Genomic DNA, 14,882 nt, shown 5'->3' with positions numbered 1-14,882 from the left:
GCCTGTCTGTGTTATGCACCTATTTGCATTGTCTTAAATTCTTCTGCTGGAGGCTATTAGCATGTTAAAACTTATGAAATTAGAGTACAAAAAACATCACTTATCACAGTATTTTAAATGGGTGGCACTTTGGATATTCATCATCTTTGCCTTAGTGGCTCTTATGGGATGGGAATCTAAAAATGAAAATGAACTTATGTTTCGTGATTATGCAGATTTTATATCTCTAACTAATATTTTAATCAGAATTGTGTTTATTTGTTTTTCTGCTGTGATTTTATCCCGTTTAGTTATTGATGAATATAAAAATAAAACAATACAATTGCTGTTTACTTATCCTTTACAAAGAAAAAAATTAATGCAAGCTAAACTATCTATTGTCTTCCTATTCTGCTTTGTAAGTATTGTTATTGCTACGTTTGTTATTAACTTGTTAATTCTCTTCGTGAGTCCGCACTTATATTTATTCGAGAAGCCTGTTGAAATGAGTGAAGTTATTTCCGCTATGCCATCGACTCTTCTCACCGCTTTTATGATGGGAGGAGTGAGTCTGATTCCTTTATTTTTCGGCATGAGAAAAAAATCAACTTCTGCTACAATCACTTGGGCTGTCATAATCGGGGTCTTTATCAATGCAACAGTTTCCGACGGAGGAGAAACAGTCAGTTTAAGTCAATTTATTATCATTCCAATTATACTTTGTTTATTTGGTTTTTTAGTGGGTTATCTTTCTTACCGTAAGGTGGATCAGAAAGATTTATTGTAGATAAAAGGAGAAATTATACAATGAAGAAGATTATAGCATCATGTGCAGTGTTAATCGTAATCGGCGGAATTGTTTTAAGCCTTTATAAGACAGATACAAAAAACTTTAAAAAGAACGTGTCCTACAATGTTGAAAAAATTGATACTTTAAAAGTATATACTGACTCATGGGATGTGAAGTTTAAAAAGAGTAATTTAAATAAGGTAACAATATCTGCTGAGGGGAAACAGAAAGATAAGGCTCCAGTTACATTTCAAGAAAATGGGAGAGATTTGGTCGTTAGTCAAAAAGAACAAAAGAATGGCGGCTTTTTGGATGGATTTACTTTTGGGAAGCAGGACGGCACAATCTATATTAATGTTCCCGATTCAGGTATGAACAATATTGAAATAACCAATAAAGATGGGAATATACAATTAAGTGAAATTTCAGCTGAACATATTGTCGCTGATAATCATTCCGGTGATGAAAAAATCAATAATGTTTCGGCTCATACTGGAAAGTTTTCATCCAAGGATGGGGCGTTAAGCGTTGAAAATAGTTCTTTTGAGAAATTAAATATAACATCTGCAAGCGGCGATAACGAGATGAAGGAAATACATAGTTCCAATATAAAGGTTACTTCTAAAGATGGAGCGGTTTCAATCAAGGACATAACAGAAGGAAAATCTTTATCAGTAAATACGAAATCAGGAGATATAGGTGTATCTTATAAAAAAGCGCCAACTTCACTTGCTGTTTTTGCTCAGAGTAATTCTGATGTAACGTTTGATCTAGATGGGCTTAATAAGAGCCATGATGGCGTAAAACTGAAAAAAGGTGAAATTGGCGCAGGAAGTAATAAAGTGAGTCTATCTAGTGAAGATGGTTCGATAAAGGTGAGATAAAAAGAGAAAAACACAAGACAACAATTCCCGTATTGAAGAATGGTTGTCTTATTTGTTTGTATTTAAAATGTTTTGGAATATTTATCTCCTTTTGTATAAAAAATAATTATAATGAGATTAATTATCTGTATAATGATTGAAATAAACAGTGAATTAAGAATATCAGTTTTATATTTAAGGAGCGGAAAGCTTGGGTTACAAAATATTAATTGTAGAAGACGACCAATTCATAAGCGATATGGTAAGCGAAAGCTTAACGAAAGAAGGGTTTGAAGTAACAGCAGCTTTTGATGGTGAAGAAGCTTTAGACATATTGAACACCCAAAAGTTTGAGGTTATATTGTTGGATTTAATGCTTCCGAAGATAGATGGGATGGAATGTTTAAGAATGATTCGTTCCAAAAGCATGGTTCCCGTTCTTATCATGTCTGCAAAAGATGAAGATGTAGATAAGGCACTTGGTCTCGGCCTCGGGGCTGATGATTATATTTCTAAACCTTTTTCTATGCTGGAGGTAATAGCCAGAATTAAAGCAACCATTAGAAGAGAAAGACACTATAAGAGCTCCCTGTCTTCAGAGGAAGAAAAAATCATTAAAATAGGTGATTTAAGTGTTGACCTGCATGGCTTTTCTGTTAAAAAATTCAATGAAAAGATTAATCTCACGGCAAAAGAATTTAATATTTTAAAACTCTTTATTTCTAATCCTTCACAAGTATATACTAAGTCTCAACTTTATAAATCCGTATGGGAAGATGAGTATCATGGAGATGAGAATGTAATTAATGTTCATATTAGACGGCTTAGAGAGAAAATTGAGGACGATCCATCTCATCCAATGTACATAAAAACTTTGTGGGGAATCGGTTATAAGTTGGGAGATTTTTAAATTGTTTTATATGTTGGTTATTTTATTCATATGCTCTGCAGCAGTAAATATATTTCTTTTCCGAAGCCGATTAAATCTAAGGACTGAGATTAAATATATAAGAAATAAACTTCGAAAAGTTGTTAATGAAGAGACAGGCGAAAGATTATTGCTTAACACGGAAGATAAATATATAAAATCCTTGTTAATTCAAATAAACCGTCTTTTAGACCATAATCAAAAGATCAAAGGGAACTACAATAGTATTGAACTGTCCATGCGAAAAATGTTATCAAATATTTCACACGATTTAAAGACGCCTTTAACAGTTATACTAGGTTATATTGAAATGATAAATAACGATAAAAGTCTGACTTCGGAAAAGGTTATGAGTTTACTAAAAACAGTTAATTTAAAAACGGTCCAGGTATTAGCGTTAATAAACCGTTTTTTTGAACTTGTAAAATTAGAGTCAGGAGATAAAAAATTAAATTCTTCACGAATTGACATATGTGAAGTCAGCCGAAAAATAATTTTGGATTACTACGAAATTTTAATCAGCAAAGAATTTGAAGTAGTGATTGATATACCCGATGATTCTGTCTTTGTTAGCGGAGATGAAGATGCAATTGAGAGGGTTCTGAATAATTTAATTACGAATGCAATTCAATATGGTTCCGATGGTAAGATGGTGGGTTTAAAGATCAGAATAACTGATAATGATGTTTTTGTAGAAATATCAGATAAAGGAAAAGGAATAAATGAAATGCATAAAGACCGTGTCTTTGAACGAATGTACACATTGGAGGACTCGAGAAATACCAATTATCAGGGAAGCGGATTGGGGCTGACGATTACTAAGAGATTAGTAGAGCAAATGGAAGGAAGTATATCTCTAAATAGTGTCCCCTTCAAAGAAACAACGTTTTCTGTACGTTTAAGACGTATTAAATTTTAATAAATGCAGTAAGGTTTCTTCTGTATACGTCTTCAAATCCCCTTTCTCTTTAATCTGAGAGGCTGACAACAGCCTCTTTTTTTACACACAAAAACCTGGCATGAATCTTGCATATAAAAAGGGGCGTAACGACAATGTGAAAGGGATTGATGGGTTTTGGTGTAAAAGCGCTTACATTTTGTTCTGCCGGTAATTGAAGCTTACACGTAAAATACGATGAGGTGATAAAACATGTCAGCCAACCCGCTTTCTAAAAGCAATCAGAAAGATGAAGAAAAAGAAGTTCTTAATTTGTTCTTGTCCACACAATCGATCATAAAAGAGGCCCTGCGCAAACTGGGCTATCCTGACAATATGTATGAACTGATGAAAGAGCCGATGCGGCTTTTGACCGTACGCATTCCCGTCAAAATGGACAATGGCTCAGTACAGGTTTTCACGGGCTACCGCTCACAGCATAATGACGCAGTCGGCCCGACAAAAGGAGGCGTGCGGTTTCATCCGGAAGTCAGTGAAGAAGAGGTTAAGGCGCTTTCGGTCTGGATGACTTTAAAATGCGGCATCACAAATCTTCCTTACGGGGGCGGAAAAGGCGGCATCATCTGTGATCCGCGGACGATGTCATTCGGAGAGCTGGAACGGCTGAGCCGCGGATATGTGCGCGCGATCAGCCAGATCGTCGGTCCGACAAAGGATATTCCGGCTCCCGACGTATATACCAACTCGCAGATTATGGCATGGATGATGGACGAATACAGCCGCCTGAGAGAATTTGATTCACCGGGATTCATTACGGGCAAACCGATCGTTCTCGGCGGTTCACAGGGGCGGGAGACGGCGACCGCGCAAGGCGTCACGATTTGTATTGAGGAAGCCGTTAAGAAAAAAGGGATTCCATTGGAAAATGCGCGGATCATCATTCAGGGGTTCGGAAATGCGGGGAGCTTTCTCGCTAAATTTATGCATGACGCCGGCGCCAAGGTGATCGGCATCTCAGACGCCCACGGCGCTTTGTATGACCCTGACGGCCTTGACATTGATTACCTGCTGGATAAGCGGGACAGCTTCGGCACGGTGACGAATCTCTTCTCGGATGTCATAACGAACCGGGAGCTGCTGGAAAAGGACTGTGATATTCTCGTGCCTGCCGCAATCTCCAATCAGATTACGGCTGAAAACGCCCATCACATTAAAGCCTCAATCATTGTGGAGGCGGCGAACGGGCCGACAACGATAGACGCCACGAAAATCCTGAATGAAAGAGGCGTGCTTCTCGTGCCGGATATTTTGGCAAGCGCCGGCGGCGTGACGGTGTCTTATTTTGAATGGGTGCAAAATAATCAAGGCTTTTACTGGTCTGAGGAGGAAGTCGCCGGAAAACTGCGCAGCGTCATGGTGAATTCGTTTGAATCCATTTATCAGACAGCGCATACCCACAAAGTCGATATGCGTTTGGCCGCCTATATGACGGGCATCAGAAAGTCGGCTGAAGCGGCCCGGTTCCGCGGCTGGGTATAAGTGTTATCCGCAAAGAGATTTTGCGTCAGTTATATAGCAGATCGCAAAATTTCTTTGCGTTTTCAGATTGCAGCTGACAGATTCGGACAAGCTTCGTCCGCTTTCGGCAAAGATTTTCTTATTTTTATCACAAATTGCTATGCTGGTATGCTTCTTGCATCTTCATAAAGCGTGAGCACACATTACAAAATACGGGGAGGAATTCTAATGACAGTTTCATACGCACACGAACCATTTACAAATTTTCAGGAAGAGACAAATAAACAATCGTTTCAGGAAGCGCTGGCTTATGTGAATTCACAGCTCGGCAAGCATTATCCGCTTATCATCAACGGTGAAGCGATTGAAACGGATAAAAAGATCATTTCCGTCAATCCGGCAGATAAAAAAGAAGTGATCGGTTCTGTATCGGCAGCCGGAAAAGAACTTGCGGAAAAGGCCATGCTGGCTGCGCTGCAGGCATTTCAAACATGGAAAAAAGTACGGCCGGAACACCGCGCGAATGTGCTGTTTAAAGCGGCGGCGATCATCCGCAGAAGAAAGCACGAATTCTCCGCGTATCTAGTGAAAGAAGCCGGAAAACCGTGGAAGGAAGCGGATGCTGATACGGCGGAAGCGATCGACTTTTTAGAGTATTATGCCCGTCAGATGCTGAAACTGAAAGACGGTTCCCCTGTAAAGAGCCGTGACGGAGAATTTAATCAGTATCACTATGAGCCGCTTGGGGTGGGAATCGTCATTTCTCCATTCAACTTCCCGCTTGCGATCATGGCGGGAACGGCGGCGGCAGCCATCGTAACAGGCAACACGATACTGCTGAAACCGGCGGATGCGGCGCCTGTCGTGGCGGCGAAATTTGTTGAAGTGATGAAAGAAGCGGGCCTGCCGGACGGCGTGCTCCAATTCATACCGGGCGACGGAGGAGAAATCGGCGACTATCTGGTTGAGCATCCGAAGACGAGATTTGTGTCGTTTACAGGCTCCCGCGCGGTCGGATGCCGCATCTATGAACGCGCCGCAAAAGTACAGCCGGGCCAAAAGTGGCTGAAACGGGTCATTGCCGAAATGGGAGGGAAAGATACGGTGCTTGTAGACAGAGATGCTGATCTTGATCTTGCCGCTTCCTCAATCGTGTATTCCGCCTTCGGATTCTCAGGCCAAAAATGTTCAGCCGGTTCGCGTGCGGTCATTCATCAGGACGTCTATGATGAAGTTGTTGAAAAAGCCGTCGCTTTAACAAAATCACTCACCGTCGGAAGTCCGGAAGATTTTGATACATACATGGGGCCAGTCATCCACGAAGCATCTTATAATAAAGTCATGAGGTATATCGAAATCGGCAAAACAGAAGGAAAACTCCTGACGGGAGGCGAAGGTGATGATTCAAAAGGATACTTTATTCAGCCGACCATTTTTGCGGATGTTGATGAAAACGCCCGCCTGATGCAGGAGGAAATTTTCGGGCCGGTCGTCGCGATCTCAAAAGCCCGTGATTTCGACCATATGCTTGAGATTGCCAATAATACCGATTACGGACTGACGGGCGCTCTGTTATCGAAAACCCGCGCGCACATTGAACGCGCCCGCGAAGATTTTCACGTCGGGAATCTATACTTCAACCGCGGATGTACGGGAGCGATTGTCGGATACCAGCCGTTCGGCGGCTTCAATATGTCAGGAACCGATTCAAAAGCCGGAGGACCTGACTATCTGATTCTTCATATGCAGGCAAAAACAACGTCTGAAGCCTATTAATCTTTCGGAAATAGCGCGATGAAAAAGAGAGTCGCGCTATTTTCTCTATATTAGGGTAAGGAGGATGGAACATGTATCAGCAGCTCAGCAAAATGCTTCCGGAGGAGAAAATAGAAGCCATTACAAAATCACTGGTAGCGTTAAACAGCATCAACGGCACATTGGGAGAAGGAAAAAAAGCCGACTATATCAAAGATATGATCAAGAGCTTTCCCTACTTTCAGGAGAACCCGTCACATGTGTGGGAGCAGGCGATTCCTGAGGACCCTTACGGCCGCAAAAATATTTTCGCATTTATTGAGGGAAACGGCGACAGCCTGAATACGGTCATTTATCACGCTCATCTTGATACGGTCGGCATCGAGGATTTCGGCCCTTTAAAAGATATCGCTTTTGATTCCGACCGTCTCGCGGAGTATTTCTCAAACTATGAATTTGATCGTGATGTGCAGCGGGACGCCCGCTCAGGCGAGTGGATGTTCGGAAGGGGTTCGGTTGATATGCAAAGCGGTATTGCCGTTCATCTCGCCAATCTGCTTCACTTTTCTGAGCGGCGCGATCAGCTGCCGGGCCATATTCTGTTCATGGCAAACCCGGATGAAGAAAGCCAGCATTCCGGCATTTTAACGAGCATTTCTGAATTAAAACGGCTGAAACAAGAAAAGCAGCTTCGTTATTTAGCAGCGATTAATAACGATTTTATCACCCCGCTGTATGAAGGTGACACGACAAGGTACATCTACACGGGCGCGGCAGGGAAGCTTTTGCCTTGCTTTGCGATTTACGGGCGGGAGGTGCATGTCGGAGATACGCTGTCCGGCATCGACCCGAATTTGATCGCGTCAGAAATCACCAGAAGAATTCACAACAATATTCATATGGCGGAAAACATTGAAGGGGAGCTTGTGCTTCCGCCGACCTGCCTCTACCAGCGTGACAACAAGGAAGCGTATAACGTGCAGACCGCCGTCAGCAGCTATGTCTATTTTAATTATTTTATTTACGAGAAAACCGCCAAAGAAGTCATGGATCAGCTGACTGCGGTGGCTGACGAAGCCTGCAAAGAGACAGAACGAAAATTATCTGATTATTACGACGAATACTGTGAGAGAACGAGCCTGCCGAAAAAAGAGATGTCATGGAACGTTCAAGTGTACAGTCTGGAAGATTATCTGAAAAGGCTGAGAAGCCGCGGGATAGACCCGGCGCAGTGTATCGAGCAGGCATTTAAAACATATGAACATCTTGAACTGCGGATGAGATGCTTTAAAGCCGTCGAGGAACTGCAAAAACTCGATCCTGAGCAGGGAGCCAAGGTCATTATTTTCTATGCGCCGCCTTACCTTCCGCACAATTATCTGAAGGAAGAGAGCACACGGGACCGGCTTTTGCAGCATGTCATTCAAGAAGCCGTCGATAAAACAGCGGCGTCAACCGGAGAAACCTTCGCCTTTAAAAAGTTTTTCCCTTATTTAGCGGACGGAAGCTTTTTATCGCTGCATGAAACAGACGCAGAGGTCTCCGCCTTTACCGATAATTTTCCGGGCTGGGATGTCATCGGGACGATTCCTTTTAAAGAAATCAGGGAATTGAATATTCCGTCGGTCAATATAGGGGTATACGGAAAGGACGGCCATAAATGGACGGAACGCGTGTACAAGCCGTACACATTCCATGTGCTGCCGGAGCTCATTCAGCAGACGACAATGCACCTTTTGCACAGCTACCGATTAGACATACGCACAAATGGCTGACATAACGGAATAAGGGGGATGTATATGCAGGGAGATACCAATCAAACTGAATTGCAGCGCACGATGAAGGGCCGGCATTTGTTTATGATCGCCCTCGGCGGCGTGATCGGGACGGGGCTTTTTCTGGGCTCCGGTTTTACGATCAGTGAAGCGGGACCGATCGGCGCGATATTGGCTTATGTGATCGGCGGATTTTTAATGTATCTGGTGATGCTTTGTTTGGGGGAGCTCGCGGTCGCCATGCCGGTCGCAGGATCATTTCAGGCGTATGCCGCAAAGTTTCTCGGGCCGTCGACGGGTTTTACGATCGGATGGATGTACGCATTCAGCTGGGCCAATACAGTGGGGCTTGAACTGACGTCGGCGGGGATTTTAATGCAGCGGTGGTTTCCGGCCGTTCCGATTTGGGTGTGGTGCCTTGTATTCGGCGTCGTCATTTTTTCCATTAACGCGCTGTCTGCGCGGAGTTTTGCGGAAATGGAATTTTGGTTTTCCAGCATTAAGGTCATGGCCATTGTATTGTTTATTATTCTCGGCTGCGCTGCGGTATTCGGCTTTGTCGGTTTTAACGGCGGGCAGACGGCTCCGTATCTGTCAAACTTTACGACGGACAAAGGGCTTTTCCCGAACGGCGCCCAAGCCGTGCTGTTTACCCTTGTCATGGTGAATTTTTCATTCCAGGGCACCGAACTGGTCGGAATCGCCTCGGGAGAAAGCGAAAATCCGGAAAAAACGCTTCCCCGCTCGATCCGAAACGTCATATGGCGGACGCTGTTTTTCTTCGTGCTGGCGATGTTTGTTCTCGTGTCCATTTTGCCGTACCAAACGGCAGGCGTCATCGAAAGTCCGTTTGTGGCTGTGTTGGATAAAATCGGCGTTCCCTATGCGGCTGATATCATGAACTTTGTCATTCTGACCGCCATGCTGTCGGTGGCGAATTCCGGGCTGTACGCTTCGTCCAGAATGATGTGGTCCCTGTCAAAAACTAAGATGGGCCCCGCTTCCTTAACGAAACTGACGAAAAAAGGCGTGCCTCTGAAAGCTCTTTCCATCACCATCGCTATCTCCGGTTTATCCCTGCTGACAAGTGTATTCGCGGCTGAAACGGTGTATGTGTGGCTCATTTCCATCTCCGGTATGATTACCGTCGTCGCGTGGATGTCAATCTGCGCTTCTCAATTCGTTTTCCGGAGACGCTTTCTCGCTGAAGGAGGAAATCTGAAAGACCTGGCATTTAAAACGCCTCTTTATCCGATCGTGCCGATTCTCGGATTTTCGGTTTACGGTCTTATCTTAATCAGTCTCATCTTTATTCCCGACCAGCGTATCGGTCTGTACTGCGGCGTCCCGCTGATGATCATCTGTTACGCGTATTATCACTTCGGTATCAAAAAACGCCTGAAGCGTGAGCCGGCTTCTTCGGAAAAAGGCGCTGCCGGATAAGAAAAAAAGCCCTTCGCTTAAAGCGGCGGGCTTTACTTTGTTTTCCGTTTGGCCGACAGCACATAGGATAGAACGGCACAGAACTCAAAACCGAAAATGCTGACGGCCATCGGCCAGGCATTTTCTTCTCCGGCAATACCGACAAGGGGAGCGGCAGCCGCACCCCCGATAAAGGGCAGGAGTCCGAGAAGAGCCGCAGCGCTTCCCGCGCCTTTCTCCTGTTTCTGCATAGCCAAAGAAAATCCCGTCGTCGTGACGATCCCGACAGAAGAAACAATGATGAATAAAGAAATGCAGACCGCCGTCAGGCCTAAACCAAACGCAAGTGATAAAAGCAAAGCGATGCTTCCGATGACGGCGATCAACAGCCCGGAGACAAACAGCTTCCGTTCATCATGTGTTTTAGCCATCCGTCCGGTGATTTGGGTGGCGCATATGATTCCCGCACCGTTTACGGCGAACAGCAGGCTGAACATTTGCGCTGATACGCCGTAGATGTTTTGCAGTACAAACGGCGACCCGGCAATGTATGCGAACATGCCGGTCATCACAAATGCCTGGCTGAGCGCAAATCCCATAAACATCCGGTCGCCAAGCAGGCCGCGAAACGTCATCAGCGTCTCCCGGAGTCCGCCGCTTGTCCGCTTTTCCGGCGGGAGTGATTCAGGCAACGCCGTAAGCACGGCGGCAGAAATGATACAGCCGATCACCGCCAGCACGATAAATACGATTTTCCAGCCGGCGAACTGAAGGATAAATCCCCCTGTAATCGGCGCTAAAATCGGCGCCGCCCCATTGACGAGCATCAGTAATGAGAAAAAAGCTGTCAATTCTTTTCCGGAATACATATCGCGTGCGGAAGCCCGTGCGATGACGATTCCGGCCGCCCCGGTGAATCCTTGAATAAACCTCATGACAATTAAAAACGAAACAGAAGGGCTGAAGGCGCATAATAAAGAAGACAGCGTATAAAGCAGCAATGACAGAATCAGCGGCTTCCGGCGCCCGATCATATCACTGAGCGGCCCGACAACGATCTGCCCGACCGCCAGCCCCAAAAGACAGAACGTCAGGCTCAGCTGCGCAAGTGACGCTGTCGTATGAAGATCGGCCGCCACTTCAGGCAAAGCGGGCAGATACATATCGAGCGAAAGCGGCCCGAATGAAGCGAGCGTCCCGAGAATCAGTACCATGCCGAGGCCTGCGCGGGCGGCCTTTGAATCAGCGTTATTCATTCCATGACCCCCACCTTAACAAATGATTCTATCACTATAGCATAACCGGACGGCGTATTTTATATTATTTGTTGAATATAAACTAAATATTTTATTTAAAATCTGAATGTAAATAAAAAATCAGAATTAGTTTTCATATGAAATGTAAAATGAAACATAAGGATGCTAAACTATAAAACAACAAAAAGTAGAAAAGTTTTACGGAAGAGGTGTTCACAGAGCATGAACAGCAAACAAACCGATCACATCGAAACGAAACGCCGATTTCCGATCTGTCTCGCGCTTGCTTTGACATTAGGCGTATTTGCCGCCGGTTCTGAAGAGCTGGTGATTTCTCCGCTGCTTCCGGATTTGGCGCGGGCTTTCAGCTCGGATGTCAGTGTGCTGGCGCTTTCCATCAGTATTTACGGAGTGATGATTTTTATCGGCGCTCCGCTTCTCGTTCCGCTGGGAGATAAATATTCCCGGGAACTCAGCCTGCTGGCGGGGCTGCTTATATTTACGGCCGGCACGGTGATCTGCGCGCTGGCGCACAATCTCTTTTTCTTCTTTCTGGGCAGGGCGCTTTCCGGGCTTGCGGCGGGTGCGTTTGTGCCGACAGCATATGCGGTGGTCGGCGACCGTGTGCCTTATGCGTACCGCGGCAAGGTGATGGGTCTGATCGTGTCAAGCTGGTCGCTCGCTTTGATTTTCGGCGTTCCGATCGGCTCTTTTATCGGCGGTGTTTTGAATTGGCGGTGGACGTTTTGGATTTTCGCCCTGATGTCTGTCCTCGTTGCTTCGCTCATTTTCATTGAGGCGCGCCGCAGTACGGCGGATGGGGATAAAACAGAAGAGGAAAACGGACGGCAGGCAGGCACTTTCCGGGATGCGCTGAAGGTGCCCCGTGTCCCTGTATACCTCACGATCACTTTTTGCAACATGATCGGTTTTTACGGCATGTATTCCTTTCTCGGCACATATCTTCACCGCGTGCTGCCGGGGGGGAATACAGCTTCAGGGCTGCTGATCATGGTGTACGGAATCGGTTTTTCCATGAGCGTGTTCACCGGAAAAATCGCAGATAAGGCGGGGAAAATGCGCTCTTTGATCGCGGCATTGGCCGTGATCAGCATATGGCTTTCCTGTCTCGCCTATGCGCCGTCATCAATGCCGTTTTTGGTCATCGGGTTATTCGTCTGGGGATTGATGCAAAGCCTGACGGTGACCTTGCTCAGCACCATTTTAAGTGATTGCTCACAGAGCCGCCGGGGTAAAATCATGGCATTTTACAGTCTGGCGTCCAATTTGGCCGTGACCTTGGGTTCGGCTGTCATGGGTCCGGTCTACGTCGGATACGGATATGCAGCTGTCGGATTTATCTGTGCGGCCGTCACCCTCATCGGCTTTGTCCTCAGCGTTTTCGCATACAGAAGGTATGGAAAATATGAGCATCGGACCGACCAATCATTGTATCGGTAAAATAAAGTTTCTATAATTTTGTAAATGTTAATTTTTAGCACCCTATTTCATAGGGTGTTTTCTAATATATAGGAATAATTATCAATATTTTCAAATAATATTGACAGCTTGAACGTCTATGGATAATATTTACTTAAAATTTAACAGATTGGTTGGTGCTCATGATTATATTGGATAATAGCATTCAAACGAAAAGCAAGGCTTATTCAATATCTAAACTGATTACGATCAACACGCTCGGTCCTGAAGGGACAAGCAGTGAGTACGCAGCAAAAAACTTCATCACCAATTTTACCCTTCTCCAAGGGGTGAACAGTAAATTATCACTGCATGATACATTTGAATCGTGCATTGAAAAAACGCTTCAAAGTCCGCTGGAATACACAATTGTGCCTCACGCGTATGACGGCATTAAGCACTTCTACATGAGACCGGATCTGCAGCTTCTGCAAATTTTCAGGTGCGACACCCCGATGTACGGCCTGGCTGTCCGGCCCGGTTTTGAATATACGGATGACATGCTTGATAAGGCTGTCATCGTATCCCACCCGTCTCCTATCAATTTGATTAAGTATTTTACCCGTAAAGATGTCACGTTTGATCTGGTGAACTCAACGAGCGCAGCCGCGAAAAGAGTGAAGGACGGTTTGTCCGACATCGCGCTGACAAATGAGCTGGCAAGACAAAAGTACGGCCTTCACTTTGTCAAAACATTTAAAAGCATTCCCATGAGCTGGTCATTATTCGGAAAAGGAGAGATTCATGATGAAAACTGAACAAGATTTGCAGGAACTTTATTTCCCGACGCCTAAATTAATAGAATGGGATAACGGAGTAAGACAATATTCGTCCGTCAGAGGCGATACGGAAGTTCTGCTTTCTTACGTTCCGCCGCATACAAACGTGGAACCGCATCAGCATAAGGAAGTCCAAATCGGCCTTGTCGTTTCCGGCGAGCTGTCCATGACTGTCGGAGATGTCACAAGAAAGATGACCGCGCTGGAATCAGCCTATATCGCGCCTCCTAACGTGCCTCACGGCGCAAGAAATGAGACGGATCAAGAAGTGATCGCCATTGATATTAAACGCCTGAAAGCCGGTGAAACCTACACAAGCCCCGAGGACTATTTTTTGAATATTTTTAAAACGAGAGACTTATTGCCTGGGATGGAAGTCACGTTCTTCGTGGAAGACTGGGTGGAAATCATGCTTGCCAACATTCCGGGCAATGGAGGAGAAATGCCGTTTCATAAACACCGCAATGAACAGATCGGCATCTGCATCGGCGGCGGCTATGATATGACCATTGAAGGCTGCAAAGTGGATATGACATTCGGCACAGCTTATTTCTGCGATCCGAGAGAAGATCACGGCGCCATCAACAGATTTGAAAAAGATTCAAAATCAGTCAATATCTTTTTCCCTCCGCGCTATAACAGAGCAAAAGCGAAAAAATTAGAGGCGAAAGAGTCATGAACCTGACGGATAAAACCGTCCTCATCACAGGGGGCGCATCAGGCATCGGTTATGCCGCGGTTCAGGCGTTTCTGAATCAGCAGGCGAATGTGGTCGTCGCGGATATTGATGAGGCGCAGGGAGAAGCGATGATCCGGAAAGAAAACAATGACAGGCTGCATTTTGTGCATACGGATATTACAGATGAACCGGCATGTCAAAACGCCATCCGGTCAGCGGTAGACAAGTTCGGCGGATTGGATGTGTTAATCAATAACGCCGGCATCGAAATTGTCGCGCCGATTCATGAGATGGAGCTGAGCAATTGGAACAAGGTGCTCAACGTCAATCTGACGGGCATGTTTCTTATGAGCAAGCACGCGCTCAAGTATATGCTCAAAAGCGGCAAGGGCAATATCATTAACACGTGCTCCGTCGGAGGAGTCGTTGCATGGCCCGACATTCCCGCATATAACGCCTCTAAAGGCGGCGTATTGCAGCTGACGCGTTCGATGGCCGTCGATTACGCCAAACACAACATCCGCGTCAATTGCGTGTGCCCGGGAATCATTGACACACCTTTGAATGAAAAGTCGTTCCTTGAAAACAACGAAGGCACGCTTGAAGAAATCAAAAAAGAAAAAGCGAAAGTCAATCCGCTGCTGAGACTCGGCAAGCCTGAAGAAATAGCGAACGTCATGCTGTTTCTCGCGTCGGATTTATCAAGCTATATGACCGGAAGCGCGATCACCGCAGACGGTGGATACACCGCACAATAGAGA

The 14,882-nt window shown here is 45.3% G+C and carries 13 protein-coding genes; 12 read left to right on the top strand and 1 reads right to left on the bottom strand.

Annotation, left to right across the window (positions count from 1 at the left end; all coding sequences use genetic code 11):
* Positions 1 to 61: 61 nt before the first annotated feature.
* The 8 genes from GNE05_RS19310 to GNE05_RS19275 all read left to right on the top strand — a co-directional run bounded on the left by GNE05_RS19310 (position 62) and on the right by GNE05_RS19275 (position 9,949).
* Positions 62 to 766: an ABC transporter permease gene (locus GNE05_RS19310; protein WP_053285333.1), complete on the top strand. Its 705-nt coding sequence runs from the start codon at positions 62 to 64 to the stop codon at positions 764 to 766.
* A 20-nt stretch (positions 767 to 786) separates the two neighbouring features.
* Positions 787 to 1,653 carry a DUF4097 family beta strand repeat-containing protein gene (locus GNE05_RS19305; RefSeq protein ID WP_160183103.1) on the top strand — a complete coding sequence of 289 codons (867 nt, stop codon included), beginning with the start codon at positions 787 to 789 and terminating at the stop codon, positions 1,651 to 1,653.
* 190 nt (positions 1,654 to 1,843) lie between these two features.
* Positions 1,844 to 2,542: a response regulator transcription factor gene (locus GNE05_RS19300; protein WP_160183102.1), complete on the top strand. Its 699-nt coding sequence runs from the start codon at positions 1,844 to 1,846 to the stop codon at positions 2,540 to 2,542.
* Between the two features lies 1 nt (position 2,543).
* The gene (locus GNE05_RS19295; protein WP_160183101.1) at positions 2,544 to 3,479 is read left to right on the top strand and encodes a sensor histidine kinase; all 936 of its coding nucleotides are present in this window, start codon (positions 2,544 to 2,546) and stop codon (positions 3,477 to 3,479) included.
* Positions 3,480 to 3,710: 231 nt separating this feature from the next.
* Positions 3,711 to 4,997 (top strand): Glu/Leu/Phe/Val family dehydrogenase, encoded by a 1,287-nt coding sequence (locus GNE05_RS19290; RefSeq protein WP_014419156.1) that lies wholly within the window; start codon positions 3,711 to 3,713, stop codon positions 4,995 to 4,997.
* A gap of 207 nt (positions 4,998 to 5,204) precedes the next feature.
* Positions 5,205 to 6,752 carry an L-glutamate gamma-semialdehyde dehydrogenase gene (gene pruA / locus GNE05_RS19285; RefSeq protein WP_022553947.1) on the top strand — a complete coding sequence of 516 codons (1,548 nt, stop codon included), beginning with the start codon at positions 5,205 to 5,207 and terminating at the stop codon, positions 6,750 to 6,752.
* Positions 6,753 to 6,823: 71 nt separating this feature from the next.
* Positions 6,824 to 8,506, top strand: coding sequence for a M20 family metallopeptidase (locus GNE05_RS19280; RefSeq protein ID WP_022553946.1), 1,683 nt, complete (start codon positions 6,824 to 6,826; stop codon positions 8,504 to 8,506).
* Positions 8,507 to 8,530: 24 nt separating this feature from the next.
* Positions 8,531 to 9,949: an amino acid permease gene (locus GNE05_RS19275; RefSeq protein WP_012118711.1), complete on the top strand. Its 1,419-nt coding sequence runs from the start codon at positions 8,531 to 8,533 to the stop codon at positions 9,947 to 9,949.
* Positions 9,950 to 9,981: 32 nt separating this feature from the next.
* Here GNE05_RS19275 and GNE05_RS19270 read toward each other — a convergent pair whose 3' ends face one another.
* A complete protein-coding gene (locus GNE05_RS19270) occupies positions 9,982 to 11,184 on the bottom strand; it encodes a multidrug effflux MFS transporter (RefSeq protein WP_014419153.1) in 1,203 nt (400 codons plus the stop codon).
* A 222-nt stretch (positions 11,185 to 11,406) separates the two neighbouring features.
* Here GNE05_RS19270 and GNE05_RS19265 point away from each other — a divergent pair, with 222 nt between their 5' ends.
* The 4 genes from GNE05_RS19265 (at position 11,407) to bacC (ending at position 14,879) form a co-directional block, all read left to right on the top strand.
* Positions 11,407 to 12,645 carry an MFS transporter gene (locus GNE05_RS19265; RefSeq protein WP_021494769.1) on the top strand — a complete coding sequence of 413 codons (1,239 nt, stop codon included), beginning with the start codon at positions 11,407 to 11,409 and terminating at the stop codon, positions 12,643 to 12,645.
* A 161-nt stretch (positions 12,646 to 12,806) separates the two neighbouring features.
* Positions 12,807 to 13,421: a bacilysin biosynthesis protein BacA gene (locus GNE05_RS19260; RefSeq protein WP_017418682.1), complete on the top strand. Its 615-nt coding sequence runs from the start codon at positions 12,807 to 12,809 to the stop codon at positions 13,419 to 13,421.
* Complete coding sequence (locus GNE05_RS19255) at positions 13,411 to 14,121, top strand: 3-((4R)-4-hydroxycyclohexa-1,5-dien-1-yl)-2-oxopropanoate isomerase (RefSeq protein ID WP_003151000.1); 711 nt, start codon at positions 13,411 to 13,413, stop codon at positions 14,119 to 14,121. The genes GNE05_RS19260 and GNE05_RS19255 overlap by 11 nt, the downstream gene beginning before the upstream one ends.
* A complete protein-coding gene (gene bacC, locus GNE05_RS19250) occupies positions 14,118 to 14,879 on the top strand; it encodes a dihydroanticapsin 7-dehydrogenase (RefSeq protein WP_160183100.1) in 762 nt (253 codons plus the stop codon). Before GNE05_RS19255 ends, bacC begins: the two co-directional genes overlap by 4 nt.
* Positions 14,880 to 14,882 lie beyond the last annotated feature (3 nt).

The sequence above is a fragment of the Bacillus sp. AM1(2019) genome (genome assembly GCF_009906915.1).
GTDB classification, from domain to species: domain Bacteria; phylum Bacillota; class Bacilli; order Bacillales; family Bacillaceae; genus Bacillus; species Bacillus velezensis.
Note: the sequence above shows the minus strand (reverse complement) of the source record. Positions and strands in the feature narration are given on the sequence as shown.